The organism is Streptomyces sp. NPDC093261 (assembly GCF_044753645.1).
Taxonomy (GTDB): Bacteria; Actinomycetota; Actinomycetes; order Streptomycetales; family Streptomycetaceae; genus Streptomyces.
Window position 1 is genome coordinate 30645 of record NZ_JBIVNO010000007.1, and the last position, 19973, is coordinate 50617.

Annotated in this window: 19 protein-coding genes and 1 pseudogene; 10 read left to right on the forward strand and 10 right to left on the reverse strand. The window is 70.2% G+C overall.

The window, feature by feature from the left end; translation table 11 throughout:
• Window positions 1–60 precede the first annotated feature (60 nt).
• A complete protein-coding gene (locus ACIP94_RS17095; protein ID WP_402425762.1) occupies window positions 61–1737 on the forward strand; it encodes an LCP family protein in 1677 nt (558 codons plus the stop codon).
• Between the two features lie 76 nt (window positions 1738–1813).
• Here the strand turns inward: ACIP94_RS17095 and ACIP94_RS17100 are convergent, their stop codons facing one another.
• Window positions 1814–2842, reverse strand: a complete 1029-nt coding sequence (locus ACIP94_RS17100; protein ID WP_402425764.1) for a glycosyltransferase family 2 protein — start codon at window positions 2840–2842, stop codon at window positions 1814–1816.
• Between the two features lie 222 nt (window positions 2843–3064).
• On the opposite strand from ACIP94_RS17100, the gene ACIP94_RS17105 reads away from it, so the two are divergent.
• Window positions 3065–4447, forward strand: a complete 1383-nt coding sequence (locus tag ACIP94_RS17105) for an LCP family protein (RefSeq protein WP_402426237.1) — start codon at window positions 3065–3067, stop codon at window positions 4445–4447.
• A gap of 36 nt (window positions 4448–4483) precedes the next feature.
• Here the strand turns inward: ACIP94_RS17105 and ACIP94_RS17110 are convergent, their stop codons facing one another.
• A complete protein-coding gene (locus tag ACIP94_RS17110) occupies window positions 4484–5056 on the reverse strand; it encodes an acyl-CoA thioesterase (protein ID WP_402425766.1) in 573 nt (190 codons plus the stop codon).
• A 120-nt stretch (window positions 5057–5176) separates the two neighbouring features.
• On the opposite strand from ACIP94_RS17110, the gene ACIP94_RS17115 reads away from it, so the two are divergent.
• A complete protein-coding gene (locus ACIP94_RS17115; RefSeq protein WP_402425768.1) occupies window positions 5177–6439 on the forward strand; it encodes an LCP family protein in 1263 nt (420 codons plus the stop codon).
• A gap of 83 nt (window positions 6440–6522) precedes the next feature.
• Here the strand turns inward: ACIP94_RS17115 and ACIP94_RS17120 are convergent, their stop codons facing one another.
• On the reverse strand, window positions 6523–6882 hold the full coding sequence (locus ACIP94_RS17120) for a VOC family protein (protein ID WP_402425770.1): 360 nt from the start codon (window positions 6880–6882) through the stop codon (window positions 6523–6525).
• Between the two features lie 146 nt (window positions 6883–7028).
• Between ACIP94_RS17120 and ACIP94_RS17125 the strand changes: the two genes are divergently transcribed.
• Entirely contained in the window at window positions 7029–7529 is a 501-nt protein-coding gene (locus tag ACIP94_RS17125) for a CGNR zinc finger domain-containing protein (protein ID WP_402425772.1), read from the forward strand.
• Between the two features lie 180 nt (window positions 7530–7709).
• Here ACIP94_RS17125 and ACIP94_RS17130 read toward each other — a convergent pair whose 3' ends face one another.
• Window positions 7710–9053, reverse strand: coding sequence for a UDP-glucose dehydrogenase family protein (locus tag ACIP94_RS17130; RefSeq protein ID WP_402425774.1), 1344 nt, complete (start codon window positions 9051–9053; stop codon window positions 7710–7712).
• A 174-nt stretch (window positions 9054–9227) separates the two neighbouring features.
• On the opposite strand from ACIP94_RS17130, the gene ACIP94_RS17135 reads away from it, so the two are divergent.
• The gene (locus ACIP94_RS17135; RefSeq protein WP_402425776.1) at window positions 9228–10385 is read left to right on the forward strand and encodes an acyl-CoA dehydrogenase; all 1158 of its coding nucleotides are present in this window, start codon (window positions 9228–9230) and stop codon (window positions 10383–10385) included.
• A gap of 199 nt (window positions 10386–10584) precedes the next feature.
• On the opposite strand, the gene ACIP94_RS17140 is transcribed toward ACIP94_RS17135, so the two are convergent.
• Window positions 10585–10707: a hypothetical protein gene (locus ACIP94_RS17140; RefSeq protein WP_402425778.1), complete on the reverse strand. Its 123-nt coding sequence runs from the start codon at window positions 10705–10707 to the stop codon at window positions 10585–10587.
• A 2-nt stretch (window positions 10708–10709) separates the two neighbouring features.
• On the opposite strand from ACIP94_RS17140, the gene ACIP94_RS17145 reads away from it, so the two are divergent.
• The 3 genes and pseudogenes from ACIP94_RS17145 to ACIP94_RS17155 all read left to right on the forward strand — a co-directional run bounded on the left by ACIP94_RS17145 (window position 10710) and on the right by ACIP94_RS17155 (window position 11943).
• Window positions 10710–10949, forward strand: coding sequence for a hypothetical protein (locus tag ACIP94_RS17145; protein WP_402426239.1), 240 nt, complete (start codon window positions 10710–10712; stop codon window positions 10947–10949).
• Window positions 10921–11220 (forward strand): annotated as a pseudogene (locus ACIP94_RS17150) (DUF6879 family protein); the annotation flags it as partial. The gene ACIP94_RS17145 and the pseudogene ACIP94_RS17150, both read left to right, overlap by 29 nt.
• Before the next feature lie 207 nt (window positions 11221–11427).
• On the forward strand, window positions 11428–11943 hold the full coding sequence (locus tag ACIP94_RS17155) for a CbrC family protein (protein ID WP_402425780.1): 516 nt from the start codon (window positions 11428–11430) through the stop codon (window positions 11941–11943).
• Window positions 11944–11984: 41 nt separating this feature from the next.
• Here ACIP94_RS17155 and ACIP94_RS17160 read toward each other — a convergent pair whose 3' ends face one another.
• From ACIP94_RS17160 to ACIP94_RS17170, 3 genes are read right to left on the reverse strand one after another with little or no spacing between them, the layout of a single operon-like run.
• Entirely contained in the window at window positions 11985–13166 is a 1182-nt protein-coding gene (locus tag ACIP94_RS17160) for a dipeptidase (RefSeq protein ID WP_402425782.1), read from the reverse strand.
• Window positions 13167–13171: 5 nt separating this feature from the next.
• Window positions 13172–13702 carry a 5-(carboxyamino)imidazole ribonucleotide mutase gene (gene purE, locus ACIP94_RS17165; RefSeq protein WP_402425784.1) on the reverse strand — a complete coding sequence of 177 codons (531 nt, stop codon included), beginning with the start codon at window positions 13700–13702 and terminating at the stop codon, window positions 13172–13174.
• Window positions 13699–14838: a 5-(carboxyamino)imidazole ribonucleotide synthase gene (locus ACIP94_RS17170; RefSeq protein ID WP_402425786.1), complete on the reverse strand. Its 1140-nt coding sequence runs from the start codon at window positions 14836–14838 to the stop codon at window positions 13699–13701. Before ACIP94_RS17170 ends, purE begins: the two co-directional genes overlap by 4 nt.
• A gap of 253 nt (window positions 14839–15091) precedes the next feature.
• On the opposite strand from ACIP94_RS17170, the gene ACIP94_RS17175 reads away from it, so the two are divergent.
• Window positions 15092–15622: a GtrA family protein gene (locus tag ACIP94_RS17175; protein ID WP_402425788.1), complete on the forward strand. Its 531-nt coding sequence runs from the start codon at window positions 15092–15094 to the stop codon at window positions 15620–15622.
• A 54-nt stretch (window positions 15623–15676) separates the two neighbouring features.
• Here ACIP94_RS17175 and ACIP94_RS17180 read toward each other — a convergent pair whose 3' ends face one another.
• Entirely contained in the window at window positions 15677–16954 is a 1278-nt protein-coding gene (locus tag ACIP94_RS17180) for an ATP-binding protein (protein WP_402425790.1), read from the reverse strand.
• 195 nt (window positions 16955–17149) lie between these two features.
• Window positions 17150–17827, reverse strand: a complete 678-nt coding sequence (locus tag ACIP94_RS17185) for a response regulator transcription factor (protein ID WP_402425792.1) — start codon at window positions 17825–17827, stop codon at window positions 17150–17152.
• 570 nt (window positions 17828–18397) lie between these two features.
• Here ACIP94_RS17185 and ACIP94_RS17190 point away from each other — a divergent pair.
• Window positions 18398–19936: a peptide MFS transporter gene (locus ACIP94_RS17190; protein ID WP_402425794.1), complete on the forward strand. Its 1539-nt coding sequence runs from the start codon at window positions 18398–18400 to the stop codon at window positions 19934–19936.
• Window positions 19937–19973 lie beyond the last annotated feature (37 nt).

Sequence of the window (19973 nt, forward strand, 5' to 3'; positions counted from 1 at the left end):
GGCGGCTCCCGGACCGCGGGACGGACCCGCTTGCCGGGCGCAGGGTGGGGAGGCAGGGACTTGGTGCAGAGCAAGGTGCAGGGGAAGGGGGCGCGACCACGTGTCCGGGACGCCGGCGAACTGGGCTGGGACGAGAGCCTGTACGAAGCGAAGAGCGACGGCGCGCGGGACGGCGAGGGCGGCCCGCCGGCCGAACCTCGCGGCCAGGGACCGGCCGACGGCTCCGGCGGGTCCGGGAGCGGCGCGGGACGCCCGCGCCGCAGACGCCGCGTGCTGCGCTGGTCGGCGACGGTCCTCTCCGTCGTCATACTCGGCACCGCCGGGGCGGGATACCTCTACTACCAGCACCTGAACGCCAACCTCAGGAAGGACGACCTGAACATCGGCGACGCCAAGGACCGGGCGGCCGCGTCAAAACCGAACGCGGCGGGCCAGACCCCGCTGAACATCCTTCTTCTCGGGTCGGACGCCCGGGACACCAAGGAGAACCAGCAGCTCGGCGGCGCCAAGGACACCTTCGGGACGGCGCCGCGTGCGGACGTCCAGATCCTGCTGCACGTCTCCGCCGACCGCACCAACATGTCGGTGGTCAGCATGCCGCGCGACACCCTGCTGGCCATCCCCAAGTGCACCGACTCCAAGGGGCATGTCTACCCGGCGTCCGCGCAGTGGATCACGAACGACTCACTGGGCCGCGGCGGACCCGGCTGCTCGGTCGCCACCTGGGAGAAGCTCACCGGCATCCACATCGACCACTTCATCATGGTCGACTTCTCGGGTGTGGTCTCGATGGCCGACGCGATCGGCGGCGTCCCGGTCTGCGTCGACAAGAACATCTACTCGCACACCTCCTCCGGCCACGGCTCGGGCCTGAAGCTGAGGGCGGGCACCACCTACGTCAAGGGCACGCAGGCCCTGCAGTGGCTGCGCACACGCTACGGCTTCGAGGACGGCAGCGACATCGCGCGCACCAAGGCCCAGCACCAGTACATGAGCGCGATGGTCCGGGAGCTGCGCGCCAACGCCACACTGAGCAACCCCGACAAACTGCGCAAGCTCGCCGAGACGGCCACCCAGGCCCTCACCGTCGACAAGGGCCTCGGCACGGTCGCCAAGCTCTACGACCTGAGCACCGAGCTGAAGAAGGTGCCCACCGACCGCATCACCATGACCACGATGCCGTACGTGTACGCCGGGGAGCGCGTGGTGCCCAAGCCGGGGGACGCGGACCAGCTCTTCCGCCTGGTGCGCGAGGACATCGCGCTGGACGGCAAGGACACCGGGAAGAAGCCCACGGCCAAGGCGACGGCGACGGCGGCCCCGACGGACAGCGACGACAAGATCGCGGTCCAGGTGCAGAACGGCACCAGCACCTCCACGCTGGCCCCGGTCGGCGGAAGGGCGAGCACGGTGGCCCAACTGCTCGCGGGCATGGGCTTCACCGAGGCCAGGGCGGACGCCTCGACGGTGCTCTCCGAGGACAAGACGGTGATCCGCTATCCGAGCGCGGATCTCAAGGGCGACGCCGAGCGGGTCGCCAAGGTCCTCGGCATCCCGGCGAGTTCGGTGGTGAAGTCCACGGACGTCTCCGGTGTCACCCTGGTCGTGGGCGCCGACTGGCGGTCGGGCACCGCGTACAAGGCGCCGAAGGCGGACGACAAGACCCCGGAGTCGGCGAACATCCTCAACGGCGCGACGAAGCAGTGCATGACGGTGGACCCCCACTACACCTGGTGACGGCGGCCCGCGCCCCCCAGCGACGCGTCGGGCCTCTCTCCGTGCGGAGAGGCGCCCGGCGCCGTTGCCGATGCGCTCAGCGGGCGGTGAGGACCGCCGGCCGCCGGGAGGCGATGACCTTCTTCGCCAGCGACTTGGGGCTCGTCAGAAAGCCCCAGCCCCACGACATGTGCATGGTCGCGAGGGCGACGGGGATCCGCAGCCGCGCCGGCAGCGGCAGGCCCTTGCCGGCGGGGACGGAACCCAGGACGATCGCCGCGAGATAGCCGCCGGGGATCAGGAAGGCCCAGGGGGTCAGCGCGGCGCCCGCCACCAGACCGGCCGCGATCGCGCAGACCGCGGTCGGCGGGGCGAGATAGCGCAGGTTGATGGAGCCCTCGTGGTAGCGGGCGACGACATGGCGCCAACGCCCGTAGTCCTTGTACTGCTTGGCCAGCGCCCGCACGCTCGGCCGGGGCCGGTAGGACACCTTGAGCTCCGGCGAGAACCAGATGAGGCCGCCCGCCTCGCGGATGCGGAAGTTGAGCTCCCAGTCCTGGGCGCGGATGAACTCCTCGTTGTAGCCGCCCTGCTGCTCCAGGGCCTCGCGCCGGAAGACACCGAGGTAGACCGTCTCCGCCGGACCGGCCTCGCCACCGGTGTGGAAGGCGGCGTTGCCGACACCTATCCTCGAGGTCATGGCCGCGGCGACGGCGTGCTCCCAGTCGTTCTCGCCTTCGGCGTGCATGATGCCGCCGACGTTCTGCGCCCCGGTCTCCTCCAGGAGACGGACGGCGGTGGCGATGTAGTTCGCCGAGAGCATGCCGTGACCGTCCACGCGCACCACGATCGGGTGGCGTGAGGCCTTGATCGCGGCGTTCAGCGCGGCCGGCGTCCGGCCGGTCGGGTTCGGGACCGTGTGCACGCGCGGGTCTTCCCGGACCAGCTCGGCCGCGATCTCGTCCGTGCGGTCCGCCGAGGGACCGAGGGCGATCACGACCTCCATCTCGCCCGCGTACTCCTGGGCGAGGATCGCTTGGACGGCTCCGCGCAGATGCCGCTCCTCGTTGAGCACGGGCATGATCACGGAAACGGCGGGGAGTCGCACGTCGGGATTGGCGTTCATAGGAGGCTCACGTTACCGCGAACGGGGGACACCGGTGCGCGCCGCCCGGGCGCCGCCCGGGGCCCCGGATCCTGTCGGCCTACGGTGCCCAGGGATGCCCCATCCAGCTCCGCGGAGGTCTCCCCCGTGCCCACCCCGACCCGCTCGCCCGCGCGCCCTCGGCCGGTTCGCCGCTCCCCCGCACCGCGGCCGCCGGTACGGCGCAGGAAGACCGGCTGGACCATGCGGGCGGTCACCACGCTCTCCATGGTGGTGCTCGCCTCGGCCGGCATCGGGCACGCGGTGCTCACCGGCCTCGACGAGGGCATCGGCCGGATCGACCCCTTCAAGGACATGAAGGGCCGCCCCGAGGCGGGCCACGGCATGAACGTCCTGCTCGTGGGCACCGACGGCCGCGACAAGATCACGGAGAAGGAGCGGCGCAGATTCCGCCTCGGGGGCGCGCCCTGTCACTGCACCGACACGATCATGATCGTGCACCTCTCGGCGGACCGGGACCGGGCGACCGTGGTCAGCCTGCCGCGCGACTCCTACGCGGAGGTGCCGACGCACACCGGGCACCCGACCGGGCGGCGGCAGGACACCCACCCGATCCGGCTGAACGCGGCGTACGCGGAGGGCGGCCCGAACCTGACCGTGCGCACGATCGAGAACATGACACACCTGAAGATCGACCACTATCTGGAGGTCGACTTCATCAGCTTCATGAAGACCGTGGACGCGCTCGGCGGAGTCCGGGTGTGCACCCCCCAGCCGCTGAAGGACCCCTACACCGGACTGAACCTGCCGGCCGGCACCCATCTCCTGGGTGGCGGTCAGGCACTCCAGTACGTGCGCGCGCGGCATGTCGACGGCGCGTCCGACCTGGGCCGGATGCAGCGGCAGCAGAGGTTCCTGGCGGCGCTGATCGACCGGGCGACCTCCTCCGGCATCCTGCTGAACCCGCTGAGATTCCGGGAGGCGGCCCGGGCCGTGCTCGGCTCGGTGCGGGCGGATCCGGGCTTCGGCACGGACCAGTTGCTCGACCTGGGCCGGGTGATGCGGAACTTCTCGCCGCGCTCCTCGGAGTTCACGACCGTGCCGATCGGGCAGATGTCGTACGAGGTCAAGGGCCTCGGCTCGACGGTGAAGTGGGACGACGCGAAGGCGCGGGCGCTGTTCGCGTCCCTGCGCGACGACAAGCCGCTCGCCCCGCCCCGGCCGCCGCGGAAGAAGGGCCCCGCCCCGGTCCAGGTGGAGGTGGACCCGCAGCAGATCCGGGTGCAGGTGGAGAACGGGGCGGCCGTGGAGGGACTCGGCAAGCGGGTGGACGACGGCCTCGCGGCCACCGGGTTCCGCACCACGCGCCGGCCGGTGAACGCGGCGGGCCAGGCGGCGCGGCGCACGGTCATCGTCTACGACCCGCGCTGGGACCGCTCGGCGAAGTCCCTCGCGGCGGCCCTGCCGGGCAGTGAGCTGCGCGCCACCGTGGGGCAGGGGCCGACGCTGAAGGTGATCGCGGGGACCGACTTCAAGGAGGTGCAGCCGGTGCGGACGGCTCCGCCCCCGGCGGCGCCGGGCCCCGATCCGACGGTGGTGACCGGGGACGAGGTGGTGTGCCCGTAGGGGCCGGGCCGAAGCCTCACACCGCGGTCCCGGCCGTCACTCCTCGTAGCCCTGCGCGGCCCTCTCCTCCCGCAGTTCCTTGATCGCGCGGCGGCGGGCCAGCCGGTGGGTGCGGCGGATCTGGGCCTCCTGGTAGCGGCGCCGGTCCCGGTCCGTCTCCGGGAGCACCGGCGGCACCGGCCTCGGCTTGCCGTCGGCGTCGACCGCGGCGAAGACCAGGTACGCGGATCCGACCCGGGTGGGCGGCGTGGACTCGTTCCAGCGCTCGGCCAGCACCCGCACGCCGACTTCCATGGAGGTGCGGCCGGTCCAGTTGACCTGGGCCTTCACATGAACCAGGTCACCGACTCTGACCGGCTCCAGGAACACCATCTCGTCCATCGACGCGGTGACGGCCGGGCCGCCGGAGTGCCGGCCGGCCACGGCGCCCGCCGCGTCGTCGACGAGTTTCATGATCACGCCGCCGTGCACCGTGCCCAGCAGGTTGGTGTCGTTGTGGGTCATGATGTGGCTGAGGGTGGTGCGGGACGCGGAGGTGGGCTTCCCGGGTATGTCACCCGCGTTTTCGCCCGGAATTCCTGATTCCGGGGCGGGGGCCAGGTCTGTCATGTGGTCCACCCTATGCCGGGCGGCCGCCGCGGAGACTTTGTGTCAGCTTCGCAACAGCCCTGACCCCGTTTTCCGCCGCCCCTTGTCGGGCCCATACCGGGACCCTGCACACTGGGGCGCATGAACGATTGGCCCGAGGGATGGTCCGACAACAGCCGCGGCAACCGCTACGGACGCGGCAGCAGCAGCGCGCAGCCTGAGGGCGCGCGCGTGATGCGCCAGGTCCGGCGCCAGCCGGGCGGCCCTCAGGGCGCGCCGCCGTACGGCGGGGTTCCGCAGCAGCCGACGTACGACCAGGGATACGGCGGCTACGACAGCGACTACAACACCGGCCAGGTCTACGGCGCACCGGCCGGCCGTCCCCAGGGACCTGGCGGCTATGGCCCGGGGGCCACGCGCCCGGCACCGAACTGGGGCCGCCGGATCAAGTGGACCGCGATCACGCTGGTCACCCTGCTGGTGGTGACGTCGGTGGCCACGTACTTCTGGGCCGACTCCAAGCTCCACCGGGATGTCGACTTCTCCAAGGTCATCGACCGGCCGGCCGCCGGCAAGGGCACGAACTACCTGATCGTCGGCTCCGACAGCCGCGCGGGCATGTCCTCCGAGGAGAAGAAGAAGCTGCACACCGGGTCCGCCGAGGGCAAGCGGACGGACTCGATGATGATCCTGCACGTCGGCGACAACGGCGACTCGCTGATATCGCTGCCCCGTGACTCGGACGTGGAGATACCCACATACAAGGGGTCGACGTCCGGGAAGGTGTACCAGGGCAGGGGCCGTCATGTGAAGCTGAACGCGGCGTACGCGGAGGACGGCCCCGAGCTGCTGGTCCGCACGGTCGAGTACAACACCGGCCTGCACATCGACCACTACGTGGAGATCGGCTTCGCCGGCTTCGCGAACATCGTGGACGCGGTCGGCGGTGTCGAGATCACCATCGACAAGGGCTTCAAGGACAAGTACTCGGGCGCCGACTTCCAGGCGGGCAAGCAGACGCTGAACGGCGAGCAGGCCCTCGCCTTCGTCCGTACCCGGCACGCCTTCGCCGCCAGCGACCTGCAGCGCACGAAGAACCAGCAGAAGTTCCTCTCCGCGCTGGCCCATCAGGTCGCCACCCCGTCCACGGTCCTCAACCCCTTCACGCTCTACCCGACGATGAGCGCGGGCCTGGACTCCCTGACGGTCGACAAGGACATGAGCCTGTGGGACCTGGGGTCCATGTTCTGGGCGATGAAGGGGGTCAGCGGTGGCGACGGTACCTCGATGAACATGCCGGTCTCCGGCTCCACCGGCGGCAATCTGGTGTGGGACAAGGCCAAGGTCAAGACGCTGGTGGACGAACTGAAGAACGACGAGAAGGTGACGGTCTCCGGCAACTGAGCCGTCCACCGAGCAGGGGCCCCGCCGAGCGGTTCGGCGGGGCCCTTCGCGTTCCGGCGGATCCGCCGGTCACCGGGCCCCGGTCAGCAGGCGCAGAGGCAGAACGGGTGCCCTGCGGGGTCCGCGTACACCCGGAAGGTACGCGAGCGGTTCTCCGCGTCCAGCGGCCGCGCGCCCAGCGCGAGCACGCCCCGCTCCGCGGCGTCCAGGTCGTCGACCACGAGGTCGAGATGGAACTGCTGCGACTCGTCGGGGGCCGGCCACTTCGGCGGTACATGCCCGGGCGCGGCCTGGAACGCCAGCGACGGGCCACCGGGGAGTTTGAGGTCCACCCAGTCGCCCTCGTCCTGCACCGTGCCGCCCAGCACCTCGGCGTAGAAACCGGCGAGGGCACGCGGGTCGGGACAGTCCAGGACGACGACGTCCAGCTTGGCGAGCGCCATGACTTCCTCCTCGGAGACCTGATCGTCTGTGTTACCTGTAAATCCAGCCAACCGGTAACGACGCGGGTTACCCCATGCTGGCGGATAAGGGGTAACGTCGCAAGCGAAATGCGGAGAGACAACGTCGCGGGCATGAGGTCGCAGAGATGACGGACAGAGCCCCCGCTCCCGGCACCCTCGCCCTGGTGGAGGCCCTGGTCAACACCGTGGACCTGGAGTCGGGCGAGGACCGCCTGGACACTCCGGAAGGGCGCGCCGAGTTCGGCGTCACGGAGGCGGACCTGGCGGACGCACGAGAACTGCGGGAGTCACTGCGCGCCGTCTGTCTGGCGCATGCGGGGCATCCCCCGCACCGCGAGGTGACGCCCCTGGGCGTGCTGCTGGCGCGGGCACCACTGCTGGTGGCCGTCGACGAGCGGGACGGCTCGGCCTTCCTCGGCCCCGCGGACACGGGTGACCTGGCGTCCCGGGTGGCGGCCGCCGTCGCGCAGGCGCTCACCGTGGGCACCTGGCTGCGCCTCAAGGCCTGCGAACTGCCCGACTGCCACTGGGCGTACTACGACCGCAGCCCGGCCGGCAGGGGCCGCTGGTGCTCGATGTCGGTGTGCGGGGCGCGTGCGAAGATGCGGCGATACCGGGCGAAATAGGCGCACGATTCACAGGGTTGGGCACTCACCGCTCCTGCGCCCGGACCGTGGTGCAGAATGCAACAGGACGCCGGTCCGGCCGACTGAGCCTCGGCCGGACCGGCGTCACCCTTCTTGCTCTTCCCGCCTTGCTCTTTCCCGCCCCGCCCTTTCCGCCCCGCCCTTTCCGCCCTGCCCTTCCTACGCGGTCGGACGGCCCATCGCTCGGTACGTCCACCCGGCCCGGCGCCACAGCTCGGGATCGAGTGCGTTACGGCCGTCGAGGATCATCCGGGAGGTCGCCACCGTCCCCAGCTCGGCCGGATCCAGCTCGCGGAACTCGCGCCACTCCGTCAGGTGCAGCACGACGTCGGCGCCCCGGACCGCCGCCAGGGCGGAGTCCGCGTACCCGAGCGTGGGGAAGATCCGGCGGGCGTTGGCCATGCCCTTGGGGTCGTAGACCGTGACCTGGCCGCCCTGAAGGTGTATCTGCCCGGCGACGTTCAGCGCCGGCGAGTCGCGTACGTCGTCGGAGTCCGGCTTGAAGGTGGCACCCAGCACGGCGACCCGCCTGCCGAGGAACGAGCCGCCGCCCAGTGCCTCACGCGCCATCTCGACCATCTGGCCACGGCGGCGCATATTGATGGAGTCGATCTCGCGCAGGAAGGTCAACGCCTGGTCGGCGCCCAGCTCGCCCGCGCGCGCCATGAACGCCCGGATGTCCTTCGGCAGACAGCCGCCGCCGAAGCCGATGCCGGCCCGCAGGAACTTCCTGCCGATCCGGTCGTCGTGCCCGATGGCCTCCGCGAGCTTGGCCACATCGCCGCCCGCGGCCTCGCACACCTCCGCCATCGCGTTGATGAAGGAGATCTTGGTGGCGAGGAAGGAGTTCGCGGACGTCTTCACCAGCTCCGCGGTCGGGAAGTCGGTCACCACGAAGGGCGAGCCCTCCGCGACCGGCGTCGCGTACACCTCACGCAGCAGCTTCTCCGCCCGCTCGCTGCGCACGCCGACCACGATCCGGTCGGGGTGCAGCGTGTCCTGGACGGCGAAGCCCTCCCGCAGGAACTCCGGGTTCCAGGCCAGCTCGGCGTCCTGGCCCGCGGGCGCGTGCTCGGCGAGATAGGCGGCCAGGCGGTCCGCGGAGCCGACCGGCACGGTCGACTTGCCGACGACGAGGGCGGGGGCCTTCAGATGCGGCGCGAGAGAGGCGATCGCGGCGTCGACGTACGACATGTCGCAGGCGTACTCGCCGTGCTTCTGCGGGGTGTTCACGCAGACGAAGTGGATGTCGCCGAACTCGGCCACCTCGGCCCAGTCCAGGGTGAACCGCAGCCGCCCGGTGGCGCCCTCGATCCCCGCGACATGCTTGCGGAGCAGCTCCTCCAGGCCCGGCTCGTACATGGGGACCTCGCCCCGCTGAAGCATCTCGATCTTCTCGGGAACGACATCGAGACCGAGCACCTCGAAGCCCAGCTCGGCCATGGCCGCGGCGTGTGTGGCGCCGAGATAGCCGGTGCCGATCACGGTGATCTTCAGGCTCATGGGTGCTCCAGGAAACGCGGCGGTGAATCGGTGCCCGAGCATAGCCGGGCATCTCGGCGGGCAGGTTTCCCGCTGTCGCCAAGCTCACGTATCACTCGGGTGGGCGTACCCCTAAAATTTGGGTTACTTAACGGTAATTAGCGTCAGCACAGCCTCTTTGGAGCGTGAGAGACCTTGGCCGGATCGGCTGACTTCGACCTGTACCGCCCGTCCGAGGAGCACGACATGCTCCGCGACGCCATCCGCTCGCTGGCCGAGGCGAAGATCGCGCCGTACGCCGCCGCCGTGGACGAGGAGGCCCGCTTCCCTCAGGAGGCACTGGAAGCCCTCGTCGCCAACGACCTGCACGCGGTGCACGTCCCCGAGGAGTACGGCGGCGCGGGCGCGGACGCGCTCGCCACGGTCATCGTGATCGAGGAGGTGGCCCGCGCATGCGTGTCCTCCTCCCTCATCCCGGCCGTGAACAAGCTCGGTTCGCTGCCCGTGATCCTCTCCGGCTCCGAGGAGCTGAAGAAGAAGTACCTGGGCCCGCTGGCCAAGGGCGACGCGATGTTCTCGTACTGCCTGTCCGAGCCCGAGGCGGGCTCCGACGCGGCCGGCATGAAGACGCGGGCCGTGCGCGACGGTGACCACTGGGTGCTCAACGGCGTCAAGCGCTGGATCACCAACGCGGGCGTCTCCGAGTACTACACGGTCATGGCGGTGACCGACCCCGAGAAGCGCTCCAGGGGAATATCCGCGTTCGTCGTCGAGAAGTCGGACGAGGGCGTCTCCTTCGGTGCCCCGGAGAAGAAGCTCGGCATCAAGGGCTCCCCCACCCGCGAGGTCTACTTCGACAACGTCCGCATCCCGGCGGACCGCATGATCGGCGAGGAGGGCACGGGCTTCGCCACGGCGATGCGCACGCTCGACCACACCCGCATCACCATCGCCGCCCAGGCCCTCGGTGTCGCCCAGGGCGCCTTCGACTACGCCAAGGGCTATGTCAAGGAGCGCAAGCAGTTCGGCAAGCCGATCGCCGACTTCCAGGGCATCCAGTTCATGCTCGCGGACATGGCGATGAAGATCGAGGCGGCCCGCCAGCTCACCTACGCGGCGGCGGCCAAGTCCGAGCGCGGCGACAGCGACCTCACCTTCCAGGGCGCCGCCGCCAAGTGCTTCGCCTCGGACGTGGCGATGGAGGTCACCACGGACGCCGTCCAGCTCCTCGGCGGGTACGGCTACACCCGTGACTACCCGGTCGAGCGCATGATGCGCGACGCCAAGATCACCCAGATTTACGAGGGCACGAACCAAGTTCAGCGGATCGTGATGGCAAGGAACCTTCCCTAGCAGGGTTTTTGCAGGTCAGGAGCTGTTTCGGCGGTCCGGCGGGACGCCCCTGGCTTTCTGTCCGTTGCGGGCCGATCAGGGCCGTTCCTGGGCGTCGTGCTGGGGGAATCCTGGGCGGATGCCGGGCTGAAAACAGCCACTGACCTGTACAGACAACACAGCCCCCGGCATGACGCCGGGGGCTGGTGTCGTACGCGGATCAGGCGACCTCTGACGCCTCGGTGTGGTCGTCGGTGCCGGGCGCGGCCCGACCGCGCCGCTCGGCCCCTTCGAAGATGTAGTGGTAGTGCTCCCTCAGCACGTACGCACTGCTGTGGCCCATCCATTGGAATCGACCCCGACACGGACCGGGACCACTGCCCCACCGTGTGGGCCGACGCCGAAGCTCAGGAGATCTTGTTGCAGGGATGGAAACCGAGCACTGAGACTCAGGCGGACTGCGAGGCAGGTAGCCCCGCGAACGGTCCGGTGCCCGAGAGCGAAGCCATCGTGAGGATTCCGGCCCGGATGATCCCGATGATCAGGGAGGCGTGTGATGCCGTCGAGCGTGCCCAGCTTCGCTGAGCTGCTTGGCCAGTGCGAGCGGTCCGCTGTCCACCTGGAGCTGCGTGACTCCTACGCGCCAACGGATCGGTTCGAGGCATGGAAGCGGGGCGAGCGGATCAACTGGGAGGACCGCGATTCCTGGTGGCACCCCTACGACCAGTTGATCACGGACACCGTGGCCAGGGGCGTGACGATTCGCCGAGCCCGGGTGGTCTCTGAGCCGGTATCGGATTACATCCGGTGGGAGCACTACGTCACCCGCGCCAACGTCACGGCCGGTGGGGAAATGCTGGGGGAGTACCTCCTGAAGGGTATGTTCGTGCAGGTCAACGCCATATGACCTGTAAAGTACCCAGATTTACGAGGGCACCGACCAGGTCCAGCGGATCGTGATGGCGCGCAACCTGCCGTAGCGCGCGGCCCGTTGCGGCAATGCGCGGTGGTTTTCGGGGCACCCCGCGGGGTGCCCCTTTCCCTTGTACGGCAGGGTGGGGACATGAGTGATCCGGCGACGGCTCAGCTGCCGTCCTTTCCGTACCATCCGGACCCCCTGGCCACCGGTTCGGTGGTCGCCGGGGACACGGAGTGCCTGTGCTGCGGGCTGCGGCGCGGATATGTGTACGTGGGGCCCGTGTACGCGGTGGCGGACATCCGCGCCGAGCTGTGCCCCTGGTGCATCGCGGACGGCAGCGCGGCGGAGCGCTTCGGGGCACAGTTCACGGAGGTGACGGGCGAGGCGCCGAAGTCGGTGGTGCGGACCGTGGAACGGCGCACGCCGGGCTTCGCCGGCTGGCAGCAGGAGCGCTGGCTGACGCACTGCGGGGACGCGGCGGCGTATCTGGGGCGCGCGGGCGCCAAGGAGCTGGCGGACCATCCGGAGGCCGCGCAGAGCCTCCGCGAGACGCTGGGAGAGTCGTTCTACGCGTCGCTGGACGCCGACGGCCAGCCCACCGCGTATCTCTTCCGCTGCCGCGGCTGCGCGCAGCACCTGGCCTACGCCGACTTCACCTGACGGACGAGCAGGGGCGCCGACGGCAGCGGCGTCCCCTCCTGTCAGCCGTCCAGCTGCTCCAGCGTCGCGTTCGACGGGCCCCGGCGCCCCTTCAGGTCACGGGCCACGTCCTCGGCCGCGCCCAGCACCCGCACCGCGTTCTGCCAGGTCAGCTTGGCCAGGTCGGTGGCCGACCAGCCTCGGTCCAGCAGCTCCGCGATCAGGTTCGGGTAGCCGGAGACATCGCTGAGGCCGTCCGGCGTGAACGCGGTGCCGTCGTAGTCGCCGCCGATGCCGAGGTGGTCGATGCCCGCCACCTCGCGCATGTGGTCCAGGTGGTCGGCGACCGTCGCGACAGTGGCGATCGGGCGGGGGTTGCGCTCCTCGAAGGCGTGGTGCACCTTCATCGCCTCGGCGGTGGTGTCGAGGTGGTGGAAGCCGTGCGCGCGCATGTTGTCGTCCGCCGCGGCCGTCCAGTCGACGGCCGCCTGGAGCACGAACTTCGGCACGAACGTCACCATCGCCATACCACCGTTGGCGGGGAGGCGTTCGAGGACGTCGTCGGGGATGTTGCGCGGGTGGTCGCACACCGCCCGGGCGGAGGAGTGGGAGAAGATCACCGGGGCGTCCGTCGCGTCCAGCGCGTCCCGCATGGTCGTCGCGGCGACGTGCGAGAGGTCGACGAGCATGCCGAGGCGGTTCATCTCCCGGACGACCTCGCGGCCGAAGCGCGTGAGACCGCCTGCCACCGGCTCGTCGGTCGCCGAGTCCGCCCAGGCGACGTTGTCGTTGTGCGTGAGCGTCATATAGCGCACGCCCAGTTCGTACAGCCCGCGCAGGGTGCCGAGGGAGTTCGCGATGGAGTGGCCGCCCTCCGCGCCCATGAGGGAGGCGATACGGCCCTCCGCGCGCGCCGCCTCCATGTCGGCGGCGGTCAGCGCCTGCCGCAGATCCGCCGGGTGACGGGCGATCAACTGGCGTACGCAGTCGATCTGTTCGAGGGTCGCCGGCACCGCGTCGGGGAGATCGGCGCGGACGTACACCGACCAGTACTGCGCGCCGACGCCGCCCTCGCGCAGCCGCGGGATGTCCGTGTGCAGATGGGCGTCCTGGCGGTCGGCTATGTCACGGGCGTCGAGGTCGTAGCGGACCTGTTCGCGCAGGGCCCAGGGCAGGTCGTTGTGCCCGTCGACGACCGGGAAAGCGCGCAGGAGGTCCCGGGCCGCATCGAGTGAGCTGCTCACCGCGGTCACTTCCCCGTTCCGAAGCCGAATCCGCCGGCCGCGCCGTCGACCTTGGCGCGCAGCCGCTTGCCCTTCTCGGTGGCCTGGTCGTTGAGGTCGTGCTGGAAGTCCCGCATCCTGCCGAGGAGTTCCTCGTCGTGTGCGGCGAGGATGCGGGCCGCGAGCAGACCGGCGTTGCGGGCGCCGCCCACCGAGACCGTGGCGACCGGCACGCCGGCCGGCATCTGCACGATCGACAGCAGCGAGTCCATGCCGTCGAGGTACTTCAGCGGGACGGGGACGCCGATGACGGGGAGCGGGGTGACGGAGGCGAGCATGCCGGGCAGATGGGCGGCACCGCCGGCACCGGCGATGATCACCTTCAGGCCCCGGTCCGCGGCGTGCTCGCCATAGGTGATCATCTCGCGCGGCATGCGGTGCGCGGAGACGACGTCGACCTCGTAGCCGATCTCGAACTCGTCGAGGGCCTTGGCGGCGGCCTCCATGACGGGCCAGTCGGAGTCCGACCCCATGACAATGCCTACGACCGGGCTCATTCCGTGATCGTCCCTCTCAGATAGCCGGCAGCGTGACGGGCGCGCCCCAGCACGTCGTCGAGGTCGTCGCCGTAGGTGTTGACGTGACCGACCTTACGGCCGGGCTTCACGTCCTTGCCGTACATATGGATCTTCAGCTGGGGGTCACGGGCCATGCAGTGCAGGTAGGCGGAGTACATGTCGGGGTAGTCGCCGCCGAGGACGTTGACCATGACGGTCCACCTGGCGCGGGGACGGGGGTCGCCGAGGGGGAGGTCGAGGACCGCCCGGACATGGTTGGCGAACTGCGAGGTGATCGCGCCGTCCTGGCTCCAGTGGCCGGAGTTGTGCGGGCGCATCGCCAGCTCGTTGACGAGGATGCGGCCGTCGCGGGTCTGGAACAGCTCGACGGCGAGGTGGCCGACGACACCGAGTTCCTTGGCGATCGTCAGGGCCAGCTCCTCGGCCTTGAGCGCCAGCTCCTCCTCGAGGCCGGGGGCCGGGGCGATCACGGTGTCACAGACCCCGTTGACCTGCTGCGACTCGACGACGGGGTAGGCCACGGCCTGGCCGTGCGGCGACCGTACGACGTTGGCGGCCAGCTCCCGGACGAAGTCGACCTTCTCCTCGGCGAGGACGGGCACACCGGCGCGGAACGGCGCGGCGGCCTCCTCGGCCGACCCTACGACCCACACGCCCTTGCCGTCGTAGCCGCCGCGGACCGTCTTCAGGACGACCGGGAAGCCGTCGCCCTCCGCGGCGAACGCGGCCACGTCCGCCGGGTCGCTCACGATGCGGTGCCGTGGGCAGGGCACCCCGATCGCGTCGAGCTTGGCCCGCATCACCCCCTTGTCCTGGGCGTGCACGAGCGCGTCCGGGCCGGGGCGCACGGGGATGCCGTCCGCCTCCAGGGCCCGCAGGTGCTCGGTGGGCACATGCTCGTGATCGAACGTGATCACGTCGCAGCCCCGCGCGAAGGCACGCAGCGTGTCCAGGTCGCGGTAGTCGCCGATGACCACGTCATGGACGACCTGCGCCGCGGAGTCCTGGGGGGTGTCACTGAGAAGCTTGAACCTGATGCCGAGCGGGATGCCTGCCTCGTGTGTCATACGAGCGAGCTGGCCCCCGCCGACCATGCCGACTACCGGAAACGTCACGCCCCTAGGGTATCGGCCTCGCCATGGAGGCCGGATTCCGTCCTTCCCCGGGGGTTTCTTTCCGTCCTCATGTACTCGTCCACGGGCGTCGCCCACGGCCGCTGGTTAGCATGGCGGGGTTGACGGAACCGCTCGGCGCGCCGTGCCGACCGGCCGATGCGACGGATCAATGCGTCCGATCGGGGCATCCGATCGATGTATCCGACCGCTACCAACGACCGATACGACCGACCCGACGGGGGCAGGCGACACCATGGGCAGTGGTTCCACGGGCCTACAGGACCAACCCCGCGGCGCGGTGCGCCGGCAGGTCGAGCGGCTGGTGCGCGAGATCGCCAAGTTCGGGGCGGTCGGCGGGGCCGGGCTGCTGGTCAATCTCCTGGTCTTCAACCTGGTGCGCAACGTCACCCATCTCCAGGTGGTCCGGGCGAGTGTCATCGCCACGGTCGTCGCGATCGTCTTCAACTACATCGGCTTCCGCTACTTCACCTACCGGGACCGGGACAAGGGCGGGCGTACCCGTGAGATGGCGCTGTTCCTGCTGTTCAGCGCCGCGGGTCTGCTGATCGAGAACGGCGTGCTGTACGCGGCGACGTACGGGTTCCACTGGGACAGTCCGCTGCAGAGCAACATCTTCAAGTTCCTCGGCATCGGCCTCGGCACGCTGTTCCGCTTCTGGTCGTACCGCACCTGGGTCTTCCGGGCACTGCCGGCCGGGGAGGCGGTGGCGGGCGCGGAGTCGATACTCGAGCAGGCCGAACAGGGCCAGCGCATCAACCGCTGATCCCGCCCGAAGGCCCCTCGCCTCCCCCGCGGCGCTTCCCCGGGGTCTTGCGGCTCACCTGACCGTGGGCTCCGGTTCGTCGCTCGGCGGGGGCATCCTGAGCGGGGTGCGGGACAGGAACAGGCCGAAGACCGGGGGCTTGGCCTGGAGCATCTCCAGACGGCCGCCGTCGGCCTCCGCGAGGTCCCGGGCGACCGCCAGGCCGATGCCCGTGGAGTTGCGGCCGCTGATCGTGCGCTCGAAGATGCGGGAGCCCAGCTCCGGCGGGACGCCGGGCCCCTCGTCGGTGACCTCCACGACCGCCTGGTTGCCGGTGACGCGGGTGCGCAGCGCCACGGTGCCGCCGCCGTGCATGAGGGAGTTCTCGATCAGGGCGGCCAGCACCTGGGCGACCGCGCCCGGTGTGCCCACGGCCCGCAGATGCCGCTTGCCCGAGCTGACGATCGCCCGTCCCGCGCTGCGGTAGGCGGGGCGCCACTCGGCGAGCTGCTGGTGGATGACCTCGTCGAGGTCGAAGGAGACGGCGGAGCCGGTGCGGGGGTCGCGGGCGTTCGTCAGCAGCCGCTCCACCACGTCCGTGAGCCGCTCCACCTGCGTCAGCGCGATGGTCGCCTCCTCCTTCACGGTGTCGGGGTCATCCGTGAGGGTGATCTCCTCCAGCCGCATCGACAGGGCGGTGAGCGGCGTGCGCAACTGGTGGGAGGCGTCGGCGGCGAGCCGGCGCTCGGCCGTCAGCATGCGCCCGATCCGCTCGGCGGAGGCGTCCAGGACATCGGCGACCCGGTCCAGCTCGGGAACGCCGTAGCGCTTGTGGCGCGGCCGTGGGTCGCCGGAGCCGAGGCGCTCCGCGGTCTCCGCGAGATCGGTGAGCGGGGAGGCGAGGCGGTTGGCCTGGCGCACGGCGAGCAGGACCGCGGCGATGATCGCGAGCAGTGCGACAAGGGCGATGATCAGCAGCGTGCGGCCGACTTCGCGGGTCACGGAGGAGCGGGGCTCCTCGACCCGTACGGTCTCGCCCTGCTCGCCCTTGGCGGTGGAGTGGATGACGTCACCGGCCGGTTTGACGCCCACCTGGATGGGCCCCTGGCCGGGGATGTCGATGACCGCGTACCGCTCCCCGGTGACCTGCGCCTTGAAGATCTCGCGGTTGACCTTCTCGTGGCCGAGGAGCCGGCTGTCCACGATGCTCGCGAGCCGCAGCGCCTCGGAGTCGACGCGTTCCTGGGCGCTGTTGCTGATCGTCCGGGTCTCGACGATCACGAGGGAGACGCCGAAGACGGCGATGACGACGAGGACGACGGCGAGGGTGGACTGGATGAGACGACGACGCACGAGGCCCTCCGGGCGGTGGCTTTACGACGACCAGTGTGCCCCGGACACGCCGGCACCCCGCGAGGGGCGGCGGTCCCCGGCGGACCCGGAGCCGCCGTCGTACGGCTCAGCCGGCGTGGACGCGGCCAGGGCGGCGCTACGCGCATAGCCACGCGCGTCGCGTCCCGCCCTCCCGGCCGTGCCCGGCGGCAGCACCTAGTTCTTCTCGAAGCGGAAGCCCACTCCCCGCACCGTGGCGATGTACCGCGGGTTCGCCGCGTCGTCGCCCAGCTTCTTGCGCAGCCAGGAGATGTGCATGTCGAGGGTCTTGGTGGACGACCACCACGTGGTGTCCCAGACCTCCCGCATCAGCTGGTCGCGCGTGACGACCCGGCCCGCGTCCCGGACCAGGACCCGCAGCAGGTCGAACTCCTTCGCCGTGAGCTGGAGCTCCTCGTCGCCCATCCACGCGCGATGGGACTCGACGTCGATGCGCACCCCGTGCGTGGCGGGCGGCTGCGCGGGCTCGGTGGCGCCGCGCCGCAGCAGGGCCCGCACGCGGGCCAGCAGTTCGGCGAGCCGGAAGGGCTTGGTGACATAGTCGTCGGCGCCCGCGTCGAGACCGACGACGGTGTCCACCTCGTCGGCCCGTGCGGTCAGGATGAGGATGGGGACGCTGTGACCCTCCGCGCGCAGCCGGCGGGCCACCTCCAGGCCGTCCATACCGGGCAGCCCGAGGTCCAGCACGACCAGGTCGACGCCGCCCTGCATTCCGGCGTCGAGCGCGGTGGGTCCGTCCTCGCGCACTTCGACCTCGTATCCCTCCCGGCGGAGGGCACGGGCCAGCGGCTCCGAGATGGACGCGTCGTCCTCGGCGAGCAGTACACGGGTCATGGGGTGATGGTAGTCCGCCCGCGACCTGAGCAAAGGTGTGATCGTGGGTGTGACCGCGCGCGGTCGTTCTTACTTTCGGCCGCGATCACCCGGTGGTCCGCCCCTTGGTCACGGAGCGCGTTCGCGCCTGCGCCCGTGCGATGAGATCCTGACATGGGCCTTCGAAAGAACGTCCGGGTTCCACTCTCGCCTGTGATCCCTGTCTCAAGTCCTTCCTTATCCGGCACTGTCATGCCGTAAGGTGACGGAAACGCCTGTAGCACGACCATGGACCTTTGGCGGGTACTCGTCGCTGAAGGTCTCTTTTGCGTGCGGGCTGGCTCCCACCAGCCTTGAAAGGAAAGACCTAGGGCCGGGCCCCGGGCGCATCGACGCGCTCGAAGGCGTGGATCCCGGTGACCGCCGTCCGCCGTTCCGTGACCCGGAGCGGGCACCCCGTGGGCGTGGGGGTGGACGGCCGGCCCGCCGGTGCCGGCCGCCCCATACCGGGTGCGCATGCCCCTTGAGCTCTCGACTCCGCCGAGCAGAGGGACCCCCACGGCAGCGCGCCCCGACCAGCAAGGAACGACCATGGCGTCCAGCCTGACGAAGGACTCGGTCCACCCGGGCACACCCGGATCCGAGAAGACCTTCTTCGGCCACCCCCGCGGACTGGCCACCCTCTTCATGACCGAGATGTGGGAGCGCTTCAGCTTCTACGGCATGAGGGCTCTGCTCGTCGTCTATCTGCTCTCCGGCGGCCCGGACGCCAAGAAGGGCAGCATGGGCGGTGGCCTCGGCATGGACCTGGCCACGACGACCGCGATCTACTCCGTCTACCTGTCGATGGTGTACCTGCTCGCCCTGCCCGGCGGCTGGCTCGGCGACCGCCTCTGGGGTCCGCGCAAGACGGTGGCGATCGCCGCCGTCACGATCATGTCCGGCCATGTGGTGCTGGCGCTGCCCGGCGGACAGGGACCCTTCTTCGCCGGTCTGGCCCTGGTCGCGCTCGGCTCCGGTCTGCTGAAGGCCAACATCTCCACCATGGTCGGTCACCTCTACAAGGGCCCGGACGACCCGCGCCGCGACGGTGGCTTCACGATCTTCTACATGGGCATCAACGCGGGTGCCTTCTTCGCGCCGCTGATCATCGGTACCGTCGGCCAGCAGGTGAGCTGGCACCTGGGCTTCGGTCTGGCCGCCGTGGGTATGGCGATCGGCCTCGTGGCCTTCCTCGTCGGCACCCGCACCCTGAGCCCGCAGAGCAGTGTCGTCCCCAAGCCGCTGGACGCCGCGGAGCGCGCCTCCTGGCTGCGCAAGGGCCTGCTCTGGCTGATCGTCGCGGCCGTCTTCTACGGCATCGTCGGCGGCACCGGCCACTTCACCCTGAACTGGGCGATGATCCCGCTCACCGTCATCGGCCTGATCATCCCGGCCGGTGTGCTGCTGCGCATCAAGCGGGACAAGGAGCTGTCGACCGTCGAGCAGTCGAAGATGACCGGCTACATCTGGTTCTTCATCGCGGCCGCCGTCTTCTGGATGATCTACGACCAGGGCGGCTCCACGGTCCAGGCCTTCGGTGAGACCAAGGCCTCCGGCTCGCTGCTGGGCTTCGACTTCCCGTCCTCCTGGTACCAGTCGCTGAACCCGGTGTTCATCATGGCCCTGGCCCCGGTCTTCGCCTGGTTCTGGGTGTGGCTGAACCGGAAGGGCAAGGAGCCGAGCACGGTCACGAAGTTCGCGGTCGGCCTGTTCTTCATCGGCGTCTCGTTCTTCTTCTTCCTGCTGCCCCTGGGCATGGCCACCAACGGCACCCTGGTCAGCCCGATGTGGCTGGTCGGCATCTACCTGATCCAGACCGTCGGTGAGCTGTGCATCTCCCCGGTCGGCCTGTCGGTGACGACGAAGATGGCGCCGGCCAAGTACGCCAGCCAGATGATGGGCGTCTGGTTCCTCGCGGTCACCGCGGGCGACTCGGTGACCAGCCTGCTGTCCAACCCGGCCGTGGCCGGCGTGGACCTCAGCGGCACGGGAGCGGTGGCCGTTGAGGCCGTGCTCGCCGCCCTCGCGGGCATCGCGGTCTACATGTACCGCCGGAAGGTCAAGTCCCTGATGGGCGACGTCCACTGACGTCCCCCGGGCATACGGACAAGGGCCGCCGCACCCC